The sequence below is a fragment of the Pseudomonas syringae group sp. J248-6 genome, from assembly GCF_032586995.1.
Classification (GTDB): domain Bacteria; phylum Pseudomonadota; class Gammaproteobacteria; order Pseudomonadales; family Pseudomonadaceae; genus Aquipseudomonas; species Aquipseudomonas amygdali.
The window spans coordinates 12,135-28,511 of the sequence record NZ_JAWHOP010000016.1 but is presented as its reverse complement, the minus strand read 5'-3'; the positions used below and the strand labels follow the sequence as shown (position 1 = coordinate 28,511).

Annotated in this window: 19 protein-coding genes; 5 read left to right on the top strand and 14 right to left on the bottom strand. The window is 59.4% G+C overall.

Going from position 1 to position 16,377, the window contains the following annotated elements; translation table 11 throughout:
* Positions 1–78 precede the first annotated feature (78 nt).
* The 12 genes from RYC17_RS19415 to RYC17_RS19360 form a co-directional block, all read right to left on the bottom strand.
* Positions 79–435, bottom strand: a complete 357-nt coding sequence (locus RYC17_RS19415; protein WP_058402372.1) for a YkgJ family cysteine cluster protein — start codon at positions 433–435, stop codon at positions 79–81.
* A complete protein-coding gene (locus RYC17_RS19410; protein WP_230017537.1) occupies positions 390–899 on the bottom strand; it encodes a DUF2878 domain-containing protein in 510 nt (169 codons plus the stop codon). The genes RYC17_RS19415 and RYC17_RS19410 overlap by 46 nt, the downstream gene beginning before the upstream one ends.
* A complete protein-coding gene (locus RYC17_RS19405) occupies positions 892–2,160 on the bottom strand; it encodes an SAM-dependent methyltransferase (RefSeq protein WP_058407989.1) in 1,269 nt (422 codons plus the stop codon). Before RYC17_RS19405 ends, RYC17_RS19410 begins: the two co-directional genes overlap by 8 nt.
* Positions 2,147–2,947, bottom strand: coding sequence for a DUF1365 domain-containing protein (locus tag RYC17_RS19400; protein WP_058402375.1), 801 nt, complete (start codon positions 2,945–2,947; stop codon positions 2,147–2,149). The genes RYC17_RS19405 and RYC17_RS19400 overlap by 14 nt, the downstream gene beginning before the upstream one ends.
* Positions 2,944–4,191, bottom strand: coding sequence for an NAD(P)/FAD-dependent oxidoreductase (locus tag RYC17_RS19395; RefSeq protein ID WP_316904148.1), 1,248 nt, complete (start codon positions 4,189–4,191; stop codon positions 2,944–2,946). The genes RYC17_RS19400 and RYC17_RS19395 overlap by 4 nt, the downstream gene beginning before the upstream one ends.
* Positions 4,188–4,976, bottom strand: coding sequence for an SDR family NAD(P)-dependent oxidoreductase (locus RYC17_RS19390; RefSeq protein ID WP_316904146.1), 789 nt, complete (start codon positions 4,974–4,976; stop codon positions 4,188–4,190). The genes RYC17_RS19395 and RYC17_RS19390 overlap by 4 nt, the downstream gene beginning before the upstream one ends.
* A complete protein-coding gene (locus RYC17_RS19385; protein WP_058402378.1) occupies positions 4,973–5,395 on the bottom strand; it encodes a nuclear transport factor 2 family protein in 423 nt (140 codons plus the stop codon). The genes RYC17_RS19390 and RYC17_RS19385 overlap by 4 nt, the downstream gene beginning before the upstream one ends.
* Entirely contained in the window at positions 5,388–6,836 is a 1,449-nt protein-coding gene (gene phrB / locus RYC17_RS19380) for a deoxyribodipyrimidine photo-lyase (protein ID WP_058402379.1), read from the bottom strand. Before phrB ends, RYC17_RS19385 begins: the two co-directional genes overlap by 8 nt.
* Before the next feature lie 9 nt (positions 6,837–6,845).
* Positions 6,846–7,748: a MerR family transcriptional regulator gene (locus RYC17_RS19375; RefSeq protein WP_058402380.1), complete on the bottom strand. Its 903-nt coding sequence runs from the start codon at positions 7,746–7,748 to the stop codon at positions 6,846–6,848.
* A gap of 3 nt (positions 7,749–7,751) precedes the next feature.
* Entirely contained in the window at positions 7,752–8,708 is a 957-nt protein-coding gene (locus RYC17_RS19370) for a DUF523 and DUF1722 domain-containing protein (RefSeq protein ID WP_316904144.1), read from the bottom strand.
* 233 nt (positions 8,709–8,941) lie between these two features.
* Positions 8,942–9,157 (bottom strand): TIGR02450 family Trp-rich protein, encoded by a 216-nt coding sequence (locus tag RYC17_RS19365; RefSeq protein ID WP_002552164.1) that lies wholly within the window; start codon positions 9,155–9,157, stop codon positions 8,942–8,944.
* Positions 9,154–10,140 carry an NAD(P)/FAD-dependent oxidoreductase gene (locus RYC17_RS19360; protein ID WP_058402382.1) on the bottom strand — a complete coding sequence of 329 codons (987 nt, stop codon included), beginning with the start codon at positions 10,138–10,140 and terminating at the stop codon, positions 9,154–9,156. The genes RYC17_RS19365 and RYC17_RS19360 overlap by 4 nt, the downstream gene beginning before the upstream one ends.
* Before the next feature lie 288 nt (positions 10,141–10,428).
* Between RYC17_RS19360 and RYC17_RS19355 the strand changes: the two genes are divergently transcribed.
* The gene (locus RYC17_RS19355; protein ID WP_316904141.1) at positions 10,429–11,331 is read left to right on the top strand and encodes a TIGR01777 family oxidoreductase; all 903 of its coding nucleotides are present in this window, start codon (positions 10,429–10,431) and stop codon (positions 11,329–11,331) included.
* A 22-nt stretch (positions 11,332–11,353) separates the two neighbouring features.
* Positions 11,354–12,376, top strand: a complete 1,023-nt coding sequence (hemH, locus tag RYC17_RS19350; RefSeq protein ID WP_058407982.1) for a ferrochelatase — start codon at positions 11,354–11,356, stop codon at positions 12,374–12,376.
* 188 nt (positions 12,377–12,564) lie between these two features.
* On the opposite strand, the gene RYC17_RS19345 is transcribed toward hemH, so the two are convergent.
* Together RYC17_RS19345 and upp are read right to left on the bottom strand one after the other, a co-directional pair.
* Complete coding sequence (locus tag RYC17_RS19345) at positions 12,565–13,842, bottom strand: uracil-xanthine permease family protein (protein ID WP_057456331.1); 1,278 nt, start codon at positions 13,840–13,842, stop codon at positions 12,565–12,567.
* Between the two features lie 4 nt (positions 13,843–13,846).
* Positions 13,847–14,485 carry a uracil phosphoribosyltransferase gene (gene upp, locus RYC17_RS19340; protein ID WP_002552170.1) on the bottom strand — a complete coding sequence of 213 codons (639 nt, stop codon included), beginning with the start codon at positions 14,483–14,485 and terminating at the stop codon, positions 13,847–13,849.
* Between the two features lie 207 nt (positions 14,486–14,692).
* On the opposite strand from upp, the gene RYC17_RS19335 reads away from it, so the two are divergent.
* From RYC17_RS19335 to RYC17_RS19325, 3 genes are all read left to right on the top strand, one after another.
* Complete coding sequence (locus RYC17_RS19335; RefSeq protein WP_002552171.1) at positions 14,693–15,250, top strand: hypoxanthine-guanine phosphoribosyltransferase; 558 nt, start codon at positions 14,693–14,695, stop codon at positions 15,248–15,250.
* A 66-nt stretch (positions 15,251–15,316) separates the two neighbouring features.
* The gene (locus RYC17_RS19330) at positions 15,317–15,811 is read left to right on the top strand and encodes a hypothetical protein (RefSeq protein ID WP_230017543.1); all 495 of its coding nucleotides are present in this window, start codon (positions 15,317–15,319) and stop codon (positions 15,809–15,811) included.
* A gap of 66 nt (positions 15,812–15,877) precedes the next feature.
* The gene (locus RYC17_RS19325; protein WP_058402386.1) at positions 15,878–16,165 is read left to right on the top strand and encodes a PA4642 family protein; all 288 of its coding nucleotides are present in this window, start codon (positions 15,878–15,880) and stop codon (positions 16,163–16,165) included.
* The last annotated feature ends 212 nt before the right edge of the window (positions 16,166–16,377 follow it).

The following is a 16,377-nucleotide window of genomic DNA, read 5'->3' as shown; positions in this document are numbered from 1 at the left end:
GGGTGACGCGGAGCGTCACGAACTGCATTACCACGCGGAGCGTGGGAACGATGATGAGCGTCAAGTCAGCAGCATTTTTTACAGATAAGCCGTCGCAATCCCTTTGCGTTCGTTCAGGCAGTCTTCTGCTCCGGCTTCGAACTCACGGCAGATCAGCGGGCGTTTCTCGTAGATCGTGCACATCATGGTGTTGCGATCCAGTGCCGCACACCAGCCGTCGTCCAGACGCAACATGACCTCGCCACCCCACTCGTCGGTATCAATGTAGCGCTCAGGCACGCCCGTGTCGGTGATGAGCATCACCTCCAGTTGGCAACAGCAGGCTGCGCAGGTCGAGCAGGTGACTTCCGTTTCGCTTTGAATGTCTGCGAGCGGAATGAGTGTAGCGTTCAGAGCGTTTCTCCCGATTGTCTGGCTGCGCGTGCTGCCAGCCATTGCAGCAGGGGAAATACACCCGCCCAGACCAGCCCCAGCACCAGCATGCCAGGCCACACTCCGAGGGGAAGGTGGACCTGAGCCAGTTGTGAGCCGGCATAGTACGACATCGGGCCGCCAATAGCGCCCAGCACGGCGGCGCGCCGTAGCGGCTTTGCGGTCCACGCCAGACAATGATTGAGCGTGGTGCCCAGCACCGCCCACAACAGCGCCAGCCACAGCGGCAAGAGATAGCCGCCCGTGCCGAAATCAAAAACGCCGAGTGTCATCAAGGCACTGTCCAGCACGATACCGATCAAGGTCACGGTCAGAATCAGCCGGCCTTCGGCTGCCCATGAGCTGATCCACAGAAAATGCACCGCCAGCACGCCGACTGCAATCAGCAGCCAGTAACTGTTACCGCCCAATACGCAGGCGAACCAGCCGATCTGAAAGAGCAGCGCGTTGGCGATTGATTTAAGCATTGAAGCGCCCAAGCAAGGGTTCGCGCAGGGCATCAGGCTTGGCCAGAAGTAGCTGCGCCGTACCGATGGTCCGTTCCAGAAAGCCGCCTTCGCAGTAGCACAGGTAGAACTCCCACAGACGCAGGAAGTGTTCGTCGTAACCCAGTTCTGCCAGTTTGCCGTGGGCGTGTTTGAAGTTGTCGTGCCACAGGCGCAGCGTGCGCGCGTAGTGCAGGCCGAAATCTTCCATGTGCAGCAGGTTCATGTCGGTATCGCTGCCGACAATGTCCAGCATTTTCGCCACCGAGGGCAGGGCACCACCGGGGAAGATGTAACGCTGGATGAAGTCCACATTGCGTTTGGCCTGAGCATAACGCTGCTCGCGGATGGTGATCGCCTGCAGCAGCATCATGCCGTTGCTTTTGAGCAGGTTCGCGCATTGCTTGAAGTACGTCGGCAGAAAACGATGGCCGACCGCTTCGATCATCTCGATGGACACCAGCTTGTCATATTCGCCGGTCAGGTCCCGGTAGTCGGTCAGCAGCAGCGTGACGCGTTCCTGCAGGCCCAGTTTGATCAGGCGTTGTTCGGTGTAGGCGAACTGTTCTCTGGACAGGGTCGTGGTAGTCACCCGGCAGCCGTAATGCTGCGCAGCATAGATAGCCATGCTGCCCCAGCCTGTGCCGATTTCCAGCAGGTGATCTTCAGGTTTCAGGGCCAGCTTCTGACAGATGCGTTCCAGTTTATTCAACTGCGCCTGCTCCAGCGTGTCATCTTCGCTGAGGAACTGTGCGGCGGAATACATCATCGTCGAGTCGAGAAATTGCTCGAACAGCGTGTTGCCCAGGTCATAATGAGCGGCGATGTTTTTCTGCGAGCCTTCGCGCGTATTGCGATTGAGCCAGTGCAGGGCGTGAATGAACGGGCGGGTCAGGCGAGCCACGCCGCCTTCCATTGCATCCAGCACATCCAGATTGCTGACAAACACCCGGACTACCGCTGTCAGGTCCGGAGTGGTCCAGTAGCCGTGAATAAACGCCTCGCCAGCGCCGATGGAGCCGTTGCTGGCAACCATGCCCCAGGCTGCGGAATCGAGAATATGAATTTCCGCCTGAATCAACGCGCCGGTCTTGCCGAACACATGGCGCTCTCCCGAATCGATAACCACCAACTGGCCATTGCGCAGGCCTGCGAGTTGTCGCAGCACACCTCGGCGCAGGATATTGGCCGTCAGACCATTGGTGCCCAGATTGGCAGAAAAACTACTGCTACTGCTTTTCATGGCGTGAGTCCTTGGTTTGAGCGGCGGCAGCACGGTACTCACCGTCGGCGGCCTGATGAGAAAAAATGGGGATGCGCTTGACCAGCAGACGCATCGCCTGCCAATAAATCGCCAAACATGTTTTGGCGGTCATCCACGGGTAAGTGATCAGGTAACGATGCAGCGTCTGGCGGCTGAGGTTCTGACGGGTCAGGTTGAGCGTGGCGTCGAACATTTTCAGCTCGCCTTGCCAGTCAGCCATGTGCACACCAATCCGCTCGGCGGGCTGGCTGAAACTCATGCGGTATTCAAGGTCGCGCGGCAAAAACGGTGAAACGTGAAAGGCCTTGGCCACTGCGAAATACTGATGCCCTTCACCTGTCGCGGGCAGCACATAGCTGTAGCGTTCGCCCCACGGTGTGTTGGTGACTTCACAGAGAATGCCTGCCAGTGTGCCGTCTGCCTCATGGCAGTAGAAAAAGCTTACCGGATTGAACGACAAGCCCCAGCTGCGTGCCTGGGTCAGCAGGCAGACGCGACCTGATGGTATGCGGCCCAGCGCTTTGCCAACCTGCTCGCGGACCGCCTCTATCAGGCTCATGCCTTGCCCGGTCAGTGCTGGCAGGTAGTCACGTTCGCGGAACGAGAAGGGCGCGAAACGCTTGCTGCCAGCCAGCGGCGAAAGCCCCAGCACGCTGTCCTGTTCATCCAGATCCAGATAGAGCAGGCCTATCCGATAGGTGAACTCATGGGCACGCGGCGCAAACCGCCGGTGGCTGATCCAGCCACTGTAGAGCGCACTGTTCAAAGCGTTTCACCAAACGCCTGGGCGACACGCAAGCCGCTCACAACGCCGTCTTCGTGAAAGCCGTTGGCCCAGTACGCGCCGCAGTACCAGGTGTGGTCGACGCCATTGATTTCTTCCCAGCGCGCCTGCGCGGCGATTGCATCAAGGCTGTATTGCGGGTGCGCGTAACGGTAGCGGCCGAGGATTTTGGCCGGGTCGATGGCTGCGGTCTGGTTGAGGCTGACGCAGAAGGTTGTGTCGCTGTCGATCCCTTGCAGGATGTTCATGTCATAAGTGACGGCTGCCGATTGCTGTTCGCTGCCGCCCAGCCGGTAGTTCCAGCTGGCCCAGGCCAGTTTGCGCTTGGGCAGCAGTCGCGTGTCGGTGTGCAGCACCACGTCGTTTTCGGCATAGCGCAGCGCGCCGAGAATCGACTGCTCGGCACTCGATGGCTGCGCCAGCAGGGCCAGGGCCTGATCGCTGTGGCAGGCAAACACCACCTTGTCGAAACGTTCGCTGCCCATGGCGCTGTGCAGCGTCACACCTTCGCTGTCGCGCTCGACACGTGTAACCGGACATGACAGACGAATCCGCTCGCGGAACGAGGCTGTCAACGGTTCGACATAACTTCTGGAGCCACCTTCGATCACGCACCATTGCGGCCGATGGGTGACCGAGAGTAGGCCGTGATTCTTGAAAAAGCGCACGAAGAACTGCAGGGGAAAGCCGAGCATGTCGGCCAGCGACATCGACCAGATGGCCGCGCCCATGGGCACGATGTAGTGATCGATGAAGCGCTGCCCGTAGCCGCCGCTCTTCAGGTACTCGCCCAACGTGGTGTCGGCCGCGATACGCTGGTTTTCCAGGTCATCGACCGATTGACGATTGAAACGCAGGATATCGCGCAGCATGCCCCAGAACCTGGGTGACAGCAGGTTGCTGCGCTGTGCGAACAGACTGTTGAGGTTGTTGCCGTTGTATTCCACGCCGGTGCGCGGGTCGTGCACCGAAAAGCTCATTTCGGCGGGCTTGAAGCCAACACCCAGCTGACTCAGCAAGCGAATGAAATTGGGGTAGGTCCAGTCGTTGAAGACAATGAAACCGGTGTCAATGGCGTAAGCCCGGCCTTCGACCTGCACGTCCACCGTATGAGTGTGCCCGCCGATCCAGTCGGAGGACTCAAACACTGTCACCTCATGCGCGCGGTTGAGCAGGTAGGCACTGGTCAGGCCAGCGATCCCGCTACCAATGACGGCGATTTTCATTGCGCATCCTTATTCGACGACTCGGTCCGCGCCATGCGTTTGCCGAGGGCAAGTCTGGCGCGTGCCGGGAGCATTGCCAGCGCGCGCATGCTGAAAATGAACAGCGCCGGGAAGGCGATATCCAGTGGGCGTTTGTTGCGCCCCAGTCTGCTGGCGATATGCTTGGCGGCCTTCTCGACAGGCCAGCGCATCGGCATGGGGAAATCATTTTTCTGCGTCAGGGGCGTGTCGACGAATCCGGGGCTGACCACTGTAACGTCGATGTTCTCGCTGGCCAGATCCAGACGCAGCGCTTCAAACAGATAACGCAGGCCGGCCTTCGACGCGCCATAGGCTTCTGCGCGAGGTAGCGCCAGGTAGGTCACCGCACTGGCCACGCCGACCAGGTGCGGCTGATGCCCCTTGCGTAACAGCGGCAGTGCTTGCTCGATGCAATAACTGCTGGCCAGCAGGTTGGTGCGCACCACGCGCTCGACCATTGCCGCTTCGAACTGCCGCACGTCGATGTATTCACAGGTACCCGCGTTGAAGATAGCGGTGTCCAACGCTCCCCATTGCTGCGCGATCAGGTCGGCCATGGCCTTGACCTGCGCAGGCTCGGTGATGTCGCCTGTCACCAGCAGCACCTGGGTCGGGTAAACAGTCGCCAGGTTCTGCAGCGGTTCAAGCGTTCGTGCGGTCAACGCCAGCCGATGTCCGGCGTTGAGCAGTTCTTTGGCCAGCGCCAGACCAATGCCGCTGCTTGCTCCGGTCAACCAGATGCGTCGTGCAACAGGAGTGCTCATCCCAACCTCTTCTTCAGCCAATGGATGACTCGACCCATGATGGGCAGATGTTCGTAGAGCAATGCACCGGCATCGAAGTAATCCCGGTGTCGATAAACCTTGTCGTGCCACTTCAGGTGCGAACAGCCTTCTACCTGAATTGTCCGGCCGGCGGCTAGACGCGGATGCGAATAACTCATGGTCCAGACCAGATAGCCCTCGCCGGGGCGAACCTCGTCGAAGGCATGGAAGTCGAAGCGCAGGTCCTGGACGTTGGCGTACAGCTCGCCGAAATAGCGGCGCATGGCGGCAAGGCCGTGGATATCGTGCATCGGGTCGCTGAACGACACGTCGTCGCTATAAAGCTCGGCGACCTGATCAAGGTTGTCCTTGTTCAGCGCGGCAAAACCTTCGGCGAAGCGATGCAGGAAATCAGCCATGTTCGACTCCTGCGGCCGGCTGTCGAGCCGGGAGCGCTTTGAACGCTGCCAGGGCGCGGGCGCGGCTTTTGCTCAGGTCGACGATGGGTTTCGGGTAGTCGGCAGCGCCAAACAGGCCGCCGATGGACGCGGGGTCATGAATCTGCTTTTTATTCAGATCGGCGAGCTCTGGCAGCCAGTGCTTGATGAACACACCTTCGGGGTCGAAGCGTTCCGACTGCGACAGCGGATTGAAAATACGGAAGTAGGGTGCCGAATCGGTGCCTGTGGACGAGCTCCACTGCCAGCCGCCGTTGTTCGACGCCAGGTCGCCATCGATCAGGTGGCGCATGAAAAAGCGCTCGCCCTCGCGCCAGTCGATCAACAGGTTCTTAGTCAGGAACATCGCAACGACCATCCTTAGCCGATTGTGCATCCATCCGGTTTCCAGCAACTGGCGCATTGCTGCGTCAATAATCGGCAGTCCGGTACGCGCCTCTTGCCACGCCAGCAGTTCTTCGGGGGCATCGCGCCACTTCAACGCCTCGGTTTCCGGGCGGAAGGCACGATGACGTGATACACGAGGGTAGCCGACCAGCGTGTGTTTATAAAACTCTCGCCATAATAGCTCGTTGATCCAGGTCACAGTGCCAACGTCGCCGGTTTCGAATTCCCCTTGGTTGCTGCCCAGCGCCGCATGCAGGCACTGGCGCGGCGAAATCACCCCTGCCGCCAGATACGCTGACAGCTGGCTGGTGCCGGGCTTGGCGGGAAAGTCGCGTTCGGTCTTGTAATAACTGATTTGCGCGTCGGCGAAGGTCGCCATGCGCCGTCTGGCTTCGGCCTCGCCTGCTGGCCACAGGTCACGTAATGCTTTCGAGGGCGTGGCAAAGCCCTTGACCTGATCAGGGATCGAATCGCTTTTGATCGACAGTGATTGCTGCGCCTTGGGTGTGCGCACCGGCTGCGGCATGGCCTGGTGCATCCGGTTGTAGCAGACTTTCTTGAACTGGGTGAACACCTGAAAATAATTGCCGGTCTTGGTCAGTATGCTACCCGGCTTGAACAACAGCTGATCAAGGTAGCTGGTGACCTGCACACCGGCTTTTTCCATCGCCTTTTGCACCGCCTGATCACGGCGTGTTTCGTTGATGCCGTATTCCTGATTGAGGTGCAGGCCTTCGACCTTGAACTGCGTGCACAGTGTCGACAGCACTTCAGGTGCCTGATCCCAGGTATCGGCTTCGCGAATCAACAGCGGTACGTTCAGCGCGCCCAGCGCCTTTTCCAGCTCGACCAGATTGCGCAGCCAGAAATCCACCTTGCAGTCAGCGTCGTCGTGGCTGCGCCACTGCGCCGGGCTGAGCAGGTAAACCGCCAGCGTCGGACCGCGCTCCATGGCAGCGGTCAGGGCAGTATTATCGTGAACGCGCAGGTCGCTACGCAGCCAGATCAGTTGCATGAGAAGTCCTTAGATAAGTCCGAGCTTGCCCAGCTCGATCTGCGCGCTGAGTGCGTCGTGGGCAAGGGTCAGTCCAGCTATCTCGCTAGCCTGTACGAGCAGCTCGGCGTTATGGATCTGCACCGTTGGTCCGCTCAGCACCACAGGGCAGGTGATATTGGCCAGTAAACGGGGCAGTTGGGCCACATTCAGGGCTTTGCTGGAGTACAGCAATATGCCACGTGGCTTAAGGTATTCCGCGGCCAGCGCCAGCTCACCGACCGGCAAGGGCCAGTCGAACACCTCGACCGGGCAGTCGGCACTGCTCGCCAGCCAGGCCGCGAGCCACAGGTGTGGTTCCAGCGGCAGATCGGACTGATTGACCAGCAGCAGCGGGCTGCCATTGAGCTGGCGGTTGTTGTGGTAGATCCGTGCGCCAAACTTGCTGCGCAGCCAGGAGTAGAAAAACGTGCGCTCCAGTTGTGCGCCGAACTTGCCTTGCCAGCGCTGCTCCAGTTCGGCCAGCAGCGGCAGCAGCAGCTGTTCACACAACGTGCGCGGCGGGTACAGCGACATGGCCTGATTGAACACGTCATCGACCCGGCGTTCAGCCAGTTCGCCGATCGCCACCAGCAGGGTCTGACGCAAGGCGTCCCAGTCGTTGGTCGGCGGCAGGGCGTCCTGGCGGTTGTCATCGATCAGGCCTTTGACCTGGCTCACGGAGACGCCACGGTTGAGCCAGGTCAGAATCTTCATGACGCGCTGCACATGCTCGTCCGAATACAGCCGATGGCCTTTGGCGGTGCGGTGCGGGACGATCAGTCCGTAACGGCGTTCCCAGGCGCGCAAGGTAACGGCGTTGACGCCTGTCTGCCGTGCGACCTCGCGGATAGGCAGCCAGTCGCCCGGCACCTCTGTGTCTGTTTCATTCATGAGTCAAATCGCATTGCGCAGGCTGAGGTTTTCCGGGTGGGGCTGCATGTACACCTGCAGCGCTACATACGGATCCGGATGTTGGCGAAAATGATGCTTGAGCAGGGTCAGCGGTACGATCAGGGGGACGATGCCCTGGTGATACTGGCTGATCACTTCCTGAATTTCCTGCTTGTCCTCGGCACTGATGGTTTGTTTCAAGTAGCCGCACAGGTGTTGCAGGACGTTGGTATGAGTGCGACGCGTTGCGCACTTCTTCAGCGCCGCCATCAGCTCGCTGAAATACAGCGGCGCGATTTCGTTCGGGTCGGTGCGGCCCATGCTGCCAAGCATTTTGCCCAGTGCCTTGTATTGCACCGGGTCATTGGCCATCAGCTGGTATTTGTAGCGCGAGTGAAATTCGGTCAGTGCACGCCGGGTGACGCCGTCTTTCAACAATTGCTGCCAGGCGGCATAGGCAAACACGCGGGTCACGAAATTTTCCCGCAGCACAGCGTCATTCAGACGCCCGTCTTCCTCGACCGGAAGGTTGGGGTGGCGCTCGCAAAAGGCCTGCGCGTAGATACCACGACCGCCGCCGTCTACCGGGGCACCGTTTTCGCGGTAGACCTTGACTCGCTCCAGGCCGCAGGACGGGGATTTCTGCATGAAAATGTAACCACAGATATCACCCAGCTCATCGGCCATCTGTATGCCGTAATCCGCCAATGCCTCGGTAACGTCCAGGTCACGATTGACTGTGCCGAGCGCCTTTGGATTTTCTGCGTCGCCTACCAGCCTGATCGGCTCGCGGGGGATACCCATGCCGATAGCGACTTCGGGGCACGCCTGGACGAAATCGAAATACTTGCTCAGCGCCTGCGTACACAGATGAGATTCCTTGTGGCCGCCATTGAAGCGAACCTCGGCACCCATCAGGCAGGCACTGATGCCTAGCTTGGGTTTTTCGATTGCGGACATTGGCATCGGTCACCTCTACAGAAGACTTGTACAGATAGTTAGCGCTGTACAACTTGTCTTCATCATAGGGGGATAGGTGTACAAGTCAAATTCTTTGTAGAGGGTTTTGAAGACTGCTCCGAAATGGCCAGAGCCAAAGCTGCGTTCGCACGCATTCCGTGACGCAGAGCGCCGCGAACTGCATGCTGGCGCGGAGCATCGGCACGATAATCATCTGAATCCGGGCAAGCCAGCTACTTCCAGCCCATCCGCCACGTATCCGCCTGCTGCAGCACCTGCCACGGCAGGCGCTCGCTGCGCTGGGTCAGCACGGCCTGCAGCTCGATTTCCAGCACGGTGCCTTCTTCGTCCTTGAACAGCTCTGTCACCAGAAAGTGTTTTTCCCGGTTGAGCGGGGTGGCTGCTGTCCATTTCGACAGCAGCAGTTTGCGGGGGTTGATCTGATTCATTGCAGGTGTTCCAGCAGTCGGCGCGCTGCTTCCTGGCCACTCAGCCAGGCGCCTTCGACGCGCCCTGACAGGCACCAGTCGCCACAGACATAAATGCCCAGGTCGGCATCCGATAGCGCGCCCCATTCATGAGAGCCGGCAGGTCGTGCATACAGCCAGCGGTGCGCCAGGCTGAACGCCGGCGCGGGCATGGCGCAGTCGATCAATTCCGCAAACGCGCCGTGCAAGTGTTCGATCACCTGTTCTCTGGAGGCGTCCAGGTTCTGCCTGCTCCACTGGCTGGTAGCGTGCAGGACCCAGCTATCAAGCGTGTCGTCGCGTCCGGGTTTGCTGCGGTTGCGGGCCAGCCAGTCAATTGGGCTGTCCTGTACGAAGCAACCCTGCATGGGAGTTTGCAATGGGGTTTCGAAGGCCAGGGCAACTGCCCAGGTCGGATCCATCTTGACGCCTGCCGCCACACTTGCCAGCTTCGGTGCGGCCGCCAGCAGGGCAGTGGCCTGAGGGGCCGGGGTGGCGATGATCACGTGACTGAAAGGGCCATGGTTCTCGCCTTCGGCATCCAGCAGGTTCCAGTGCTGCTCCCCGCGGAACACTTCAGTGATGCGGCACGAGAACGAAACCGGCAGATCGCCGCGCATCGCCCGGGTAATGGCGCTCATGCCAGGCGTGCCGACCCAGCGCACTTGCTCGTCCGGCGATGGGCTGAGCCTGCCGCCGTGAAAGTTGTAGAGCAAGGGTGTCCACTCGGCGACGTGGCCTTGGGCCTGCCATTGCTTCACGGCGGTGGCGAAACGTCGGTCACGAGCGGTGAAATATTGTGCGCCCATGTCCAGCGAACCTGCGTCGCTGCGCTTGCTGGACATTCGACCGCCGCTGCCGCGGCTTTTGTCGAAAAGGTGCACCTGATGCCCGGCGGATGTAAGCGCCTGGGCTGCTGAAAGTCCGGCGATACCGGTACCGATGATTGCGATAGGGACAGTCATAGGGGCCTCGTTACCTTGTCTGTACAGACTACGCCGTAGTTAAAACCTGTACAGTCTTCTTCTTTGGTATAACTTGCAGTGGTTTCGGAGTTTGCCTGTTGAGTCACATTGCTGCTTTCAGGGTCGAACGTGGCAGCCATAAAGGCAAGGGCCTCATGGCTGCGCTCTATTAAGCTGTGGCCTATGGTTCAACTGACAGTTTCGTTTTCCGGACAAGCGTCACGGAGATCGCCACTGGTAAAAATAAGACTACTCAATTGTCACGTACGCCACGCGAGGTTATCTGCCATGCACATATTGCTGACCGGTGGTACTGGTTTGATAGGACGAGCGCTCTGCCGTTTCTGGTCTGCTCAGGGCCATGAACTGACGGTATGGAGCCGAAAACCCGCCGATGTCGCCAACCTGTGCGGCGCGTCGGTGCGTGGCATTGCCAGCCTTGATGAATTGGGTGCGCAGCCGGTGGATGCAATCGTCAATCTGGCGGGCGCGCCTATTGCGGATCGCCCCTGGACCCGCAAGCGTCGCCTGCTGCTGTGGGAAAGCCGCATCGGGCTGACCGAACAACTGCTGACCTGGCTGGGTACCCGCTCGCAAAAGCCTGCGCTGATGATTTCCGGTTCTGCGGTCGGCTGGTACGGCGACAGCGGCGAGCGTGAAATCGATGAAACTTCACTGCCTGCCAAAGAAGATTTTGCCAGTCAGTTGTGCAACGCATGGGAAGAAACCGCGCAACGTGCCGAGTCGCTGGGTGTACGTGTGGTGCTGATCCGTACCGGACTGGTGCTGTCGGACCGCGCCGGCTTCCTGCAACGCCTGTTACCGCCCTTCAAATTCGGCATGGGCGGGCCTATTGGCAATGGCAGGCAGTGGATGCCCTGGGTTCATATTGACGATCAAATTGCGGCGATTGATTTTCTGTTGAATCTGAATGAAGCAAAGGGTCCTTATAATGTTTGTGCGCCATCACCGGTGCGCAATCGTCAGTTTGCCAAGGCACTGGCAGGTATTCTGCATAGACCGGCATTCATGCCTATGCCTGCACTGGCCCTGAAAGTATTGCTGGGCGAACTTTCGGTGCTGCTGCTCGGTGGTCAGCGTGCCCGGCCAGAGCGTTTGCAGAAAGCCGGTTTCACATTCAAGTACACCGAACTCGACACTGCCCTGCAGGATTTGCTGGGTCGCCACTGAACGCTTTGAAATAGGATGTTGCATGACCGATCACGCTTTGTTGCTGGTCAATCTGGGTTCGCCTGCTTCTACTCAAGTGGCAGACGTGCGCAGCTATCTGAACCAGTTCCTGATGGATCCCTATGTGATCGACCTGCCGTGGCCCGTCCGCAGGCTGCTGGTCTCGCTGATTCTGATCAAGCGGCCAGAGCAGTCCGCGCATGCCTATGCGTCCATCTGGTGGGATGAAGGTTCGCCGCTGGTGGTGCTGAGCAAGCGCCTGCAGCAGGCGATGAAAAAAGAGTGGTCGCACGGGCCGGTCGAGCTGGCGATGCGCTATGGCGAGCCGTCTATCGAAACGATGCTGACGCGCCTTTCAGAGCAGGGCTTCAAGAAAGTCACCCTGGCGCCGCTCTATCCACAGTTTGCCGACAGTACCGTGACGACGGTGATCGAAGAGGCCAAGCGCGTGGTGCGCGCCAAATCGTTGAAGATGCAGTTCTCGGTTTTGCAGCCGTTCTACGATCAGCCCGAATACCTGAGTGCGCTGGTGGAAAGCGTGCGGCCGCATCTGGAACAACCTTACGACCACTTGTTGCTGAGTTTCCATGGTTTGCCCGAGCGGCATTTGCACAAACTCGACCCGACCGGCAAACACTGCCTCAAGGACGATTGCTGCATGACCGCGCCGGCCGAAGTGCTTGCCACCTGCTACCGCGCCCAGTGCATACAATCGGCGGCGGCGTTCGCCAAGCGCATGGGCATTCCTGACGGCAAATGGTCTGTGTCGTTTCAGTCACGTCTGGGGCGTGCCAAGTGGATCGAACCCTACACCGAGGCGCGTCTCGACGAACTGGCTGCACAGGGCGTGAAAAGGCTGCTGGTCATGTGCCCGGCATTCGTGGCTGACTGCATCGAGACCCTGGAAGAGATCGGCGACCGTGGTGCCGAGCAGTTCAAGGAAGCGGGGGGAGAGGAGCTGGTGCTGGTGCCGTGCCTGAACGACGACCCCAACTGGGCGAAAGAGCTGAACAGGCTTTGCGAGCGAGCGCCGTTGATGCTGTGATGCGCCGCACGCAATAGTCGCAGAACTATCGTTCCTCACGCTCCAGCGTGGGAATGCCTTGGGTGACGCTCTGCGCCACAGATCTGTGCAGCGCCACAGCTTCAAAATCGGACGCGAAGCGTCCATAACGGCATGCCGACACGGAGCGTCGCACGATAGTCAAACTATCGTGCCTCACGCTCCAGCCATTACAGCAACTGATCATCCGGCTTGTTGCGCTTCCAGGTGTCATGCCCCGGCAGGACCAGGTTGAGGATGATCGCGGTGATGGCGCACAGGGCGATGCCCTTCAGGCCAAAGTCGTTCGGGCCGTTGCCGGTGCCGATCAGTACGCCGCCGATTCCGAATACCAGCGTCACCGAGACGATGACCAGGTTGCGGGCTTCGGCCAGGTCGATCTTGTGGCGGATCAGCGTGTTCATCCCCACCGCTGCAATCGAACCGAACAGCAGGCACAGAATCCCGCCCATTACCGGCACCGGAATACTCTGCAGCAACGCACCGAACTTGCCGATGAATGCCAGTGTTATGGCGAAGAACGACGCCCAGATCATGATCTGCGGGTTGTAGTTCTTGGTCAGCATCACTGCGCCGGTCACTTCGGCGTAGGTGGTGTTGGGCGGGCCGCCAAACAGGCCTGCGGCCGTCGTGGCGATGCCATCACCGAACAGCGTGCGATGCAGGCCCGGCTTTTTCAGGTAATCGCGCCCGGTCACACTGCCGACTGCGATCACGCCGCCGATGTGCTCGATGGCCGGGGCCAGAGCAACCGGGACGATGAACAGAATCGCCTGCCAGTTGAATTCCGGTGCGGTGAAGTGCGGCAGTGCCAGCCAGGCCGCGTCAGCAATCTTTTTCGTGTCGACCACGCCAAAGTAGAACGACAGCGCAAAGCCCACCAGCACACCTGAGATAATTGGCACCAGACGGAAAATCCCTTTGCCGAACACCGCCACGATCAGAGTCGTGAGCAACGCGGGCATCGAAATCAGCATGGCGGTCTGATAAGGAATCAGCACTACGCCGTCGCCGGTCTTGCCCATCGCCATGTTGGCCGCAATCGGGGCCATGGCCAGACCGATGGAAATAATCACCGGCCCAATCACCACCGGAGGCAGCAGCCGGTCGATGAAACCGGTGCCCTTGATCTTCACCGCCAGACCGAGAAAGGTGTAGACGAAGCCTGCCGCCATCACGCCACCCATGGTCGCGGCCAGACCGAACTGGCCCTTGGCGAGGATGATCGGGGTGATAAACGCAAAGCTCGAGGCCAGAAACACTGGCACCTGACGCCCGGTGACAATCTGGAACAGCAATGTGCCAAGACCTGCCGTGAACAGCGCCACGTTTGGATCGAGCCCGGTGATCAGCGGCATCAATACCAGTGCGCCAAAGGCCACGAACAGCATTTGCGCGCCGGAAAGAATCGTGCGCCACAGTGGATCGTTGAACTCCTGCTGCGTCATCGGGTTACGCGTCCTTCTGTTTGGTGCCGAAAATCTTGTCACCGGCATCGCCCAGGCCCGGAATGATGTAACCGTGTTCGTTCAGACGCTCGTCGATGGAGGCGGTGTAGATCATCACGTCCGGGTGTGCCTTCTCTACGGCCGCGATGCCTTCAGGTGCCGCGACCAGAACCATCGCGCGGATTTCCTTGCAGCCAGCCTTCTTCAGCAGGTCAATGGTGGCGACCATCGAGCTGCCGGTGGCCAGCATCGGGTCGATGATCATTGCCAGGCGCTCGTCGATTTCCGGGACCAGTTTTTCTAGGTAAGTGTGTGCCTGCAGGGTTTCTTCGTTGCGGGCCACGCCGACCGCGCTGACCTTGGCACCCGGAATCAGGCTGAGGACGCCGTCGAGCATGCCGATACCGGCGCGCAGGATCGGCACGACAGTGATTTTCTTGCCCGCGATTTTCTCGACTGAAACCGTACCGGCCCAGCCCTGAATGTCGTAGTTTTCCAGGGTCAGGTCAGCCGTGGCTTCATAGGTCAGCAGCGCGCCGACTTCCTGAGCCAGCTCACGGAAGTTCTTGGTGCTGATGTCGGCGCGGCGCATAAGGCCGAGCTTGTGGCGGATCAGCGGGTGACGGATCTCACGAATGGGCATGGGGAAAGGCTCCAGCGGGGCAAAAATCGGTCTAGGTTAATCTATTCAGCTGTTACTGTCTTAAAGCACGTGCAGTATCGTTACGAAGCTTCGACGTTCGCGGCTTTTGCAAGACACACGCAACGTTAGTCCAGAATCACTTGCTCTGGCTTGAACGGATGCGTACCTTTGCCCGCTTTTCTCAAACTGCCTTACCTGGAGAGCGTCATGTCCGCTGATCTCGAGCATATCCGTCAAATCATGCGCGAAGCCGACTGCCTGTACACCGAGGCCGAAGTGGATGCTGCCATTGCCCGCGTCGGCGCGCAGATCAATGCCGAACTGGCCGAACGCAACCCGGTTGTGTTCTGCGTGATGAATGGCGGCCTGATTTTCTCTGGCAAGCTGCTGACTCATCTGAATTTCCCGCTGGAAGCGTCCTACCTGCACGCAACACGCTATCGCAACGAAACCACTGGCGGCGATCTGTTCTGGAAAGCCAAACCCGAAGTCTCGTTCATCGACCGTGACGTGCTGATCATCGACGACATCCTCGATGAAGGTCACACCCTGGGCGCCATCATCGACTTCTGCAAACACGCCGGTGCCCGCGCTGTGCACACTGCCGTGCTGATCGATAAAGACCACGACCGCAAGGCCCGCCCGGACCTGAAAGCCGACTACGTCGGCCTGCCGTGCATCGACCGCTACATCTTCGGTTTCGGTATGGACTACAAAGGCTACTGGCGTAACGCTGCCGGTATCTATGCGGTCAAAGGGATGTAAGGCATTCTGACGACCGCTTCTGCGAACAGGGGCGGTCGTCGATTCGCGATTATATGGAAACCCTCAATGAAGCTAATGATTCCCGGCGCTGTGGCGTTGGTGCTGTTGTCTGGTCTGACAGTTGCTGCGCCGGTATCGGCCAGCCCGATGCACGAGCAATATCTGCCGCCTGATGACCTGAGCCTGCGTGAGGGTGCGCCCGAGCAGCAACAGTTGATGCGTGTCACCGAATACACCATCGTTGCCGGTAACCAGCGGCAATCCAGCCAGCAGCCGATTCCGGTCACTTCCCCGCTGTCGCTGCGCCTCAAAGGCAAGTCGTTGAACAAGGGCGCGTCCATTTCACAGGTGCTTGTGCACTTTGATGGTGGCGATAGCAAAAGCCTGAAAAAGCCGACCTACGACGAGCCAACTAGCACCCTGACGCTTTATTACCCACTGGCCCAGTACCGCGTACTGGTCGACTTGCTGCGCAACGAGAAGGTTTATTGCCAGTTCCTCAGTTACGCCAACGGGCATATCTGGGCCGATTTGCATACCACCTCTGCACGTGCGCGTTGAGCGCTGTGCTTGCCGAGGGGTAAACTGCCCGCCCGTGAAAGTGTCTGCGACCTGCTGGAGCCTGTAATGCGTAAAGATAAGAAGCAGTTGATTGGCGATGAGATCGGCGATGAGCAGATCAAACTGTTCCTCGACTTCGAGCCGTATGATGCTACCTCGCCGTCGCTGCACAAACTGATCAAGGCCTACCGTGGGCTGCGCATCAACGATTTTGAACGCTTTTTGGTGTTCTTCAGAGAGGCGGGCCACGACTTCGATGGCAAGGACGAGCACGGCAACGACTTTATTGCCCTGATCAAGGATCAGCGCAACGCTGATGAATACATCGAACTGATCGAGAAAGCCCGTACGTAATTATCTTGCCGATGCACCGCATTGCCAGGGCTGGACGCAGAGCGTCCGGAACTGCATTCCCACGCGGAGCGTGAGGAACGAGAGGCGCGCGGGAGAACACCATCGTGCCACTGCACCGCATTGCCAGAGCTGGACGCAGAGCGTCCGGAACTGCATTCCCACGCGGAGCGTGAGGAACGAGAGGCGCGCGGGAGAATACTATCGTGCCACTG

Bases quoted from the DNA above. Each gene is read 5' to 3' on its own strand.
- RYC17_RS19415 (WP_058402372.1), bottom strand. From the start codon at position 435: ATGGCTGGCAGCACGCGCAGCCAGACAATCGGGAGAAACGCTCTGAAC.
- RYC17_RS19410 (WP_230017537.1), bottom strand. From the start codon at position 899: ATGCTTAAATCAATCGCCAACGCGCTGCTCTTTCAGATCGGCTGGTTC.
- RYC17_RS19405 (WP_058407989.1), bottom strand. From the start codon at position 2,160: ATGAAAAGCAGTAGCAGTAGTTTTTCTGCCAATCTGGGCACCAATGGT.
- RYC17_RS19395 (WP_316904148.1), bottom strand. From the start codon at position 4,191: ATGAAAATCGCCGTCATTGGTAGCGGGATCGCTGGCCTGACCAGTGCC.
- RYC17_RS19390 (WP_316904146.1), bottom strand. From the start codon at position 4,976: ATGAGCACTCCTGTTGCACGACGCATCTGGTTGACCGGAGCAAGCAGC.
- RYC17_RS19385 (WP_058402378.1), bottom strand. From the start codon at position 5,395: ATGGCTGATTTCCTGCATCGCTTCGCCGAAGGTTTTGCCGCGCTGAAC.
- phrB (WP_058402379.1), bottom strand. From the start codon at position 6,836: ATGCAACTGATCTGGCTGCGTAGCGACCTGCGCGTTCACGATAATACT.
- RYC17_RS19375 (WP_058402380.1), bottom strand. From the start codon at position 7,748: ATGAATGAAACAGACACAGAGGTGCCGGGCGACTGGCTGCCTATCCGC.
- RYC17_RS19370 (WP_316904144.1), bottom strand. From the start codon at position 8,708: ATGTCCGCAATCGAAAAACCCAAGCTAGGCATCAGTGCCTGCCTGATG.
- RYC17_RS19365 (WP_002552164.1), bottom strand. From the start codon at position 9,157: ATGAATCAGATCAACCCCCGCAAACTGCTGCTGTCGAAATGGACAGCA.
- RYC17_RS19360 (WP_058402382.1), bottom strand. From the start codon at position 10,140: ATGACTGTCCCTATCGCAATCATCGGTACCGGTATCGCCGGACTTTCA.
- RYC17_RS19355 (WP_316904141.1), top strand. From the start codon at position 10,429: ATGCACATATTGCTGACCGGTGGTACTGGTTTGATAGGACGAGCGCTC.
- hemH (WP_058407982.1), top strand. From the start codon at position 11,354: ATGACCGATCACGCTTTGTTGCTGGTCAATCTGGGTTCGCCTGCTTCT.
- RYC17_RS19345 (WP_057456331.1), bottom strand. From the start codon at position 13,842: ATGACGCAGCAGGAGTTCAACGATCCACTGTGGCGCACGATTCTTTCC.
- upp (WP_002552170.1), bottom strand. From the start codon at position 14,485: ATGCCCATTCGTGAGATCCGTCACCCGCTGATCCGCCACAAGCTCGGC.
- RYC17_RS19335 (WP_002552171.1), top strand. From the start codon at position 14,693: ATGTCCGCTGATCTCGAGCATATCCGTCAAATCATGCGCGAAGCCGAC.
- RYC17_RS19330 (WP_230017543.1), top strand. From the start codon at position 15,317: ATGAAGCTAATGATTCCCGGCGCTGTGGCGTTGGTGCTGTTGTCTGGT.
- RYC17_RS19325 (WP_058402386.1), top strand. From the start codon at position 15,878: ATGCGTAAAGATAAGAAGCAGTTGATTGGCGATGAGATCGGCGATGAG.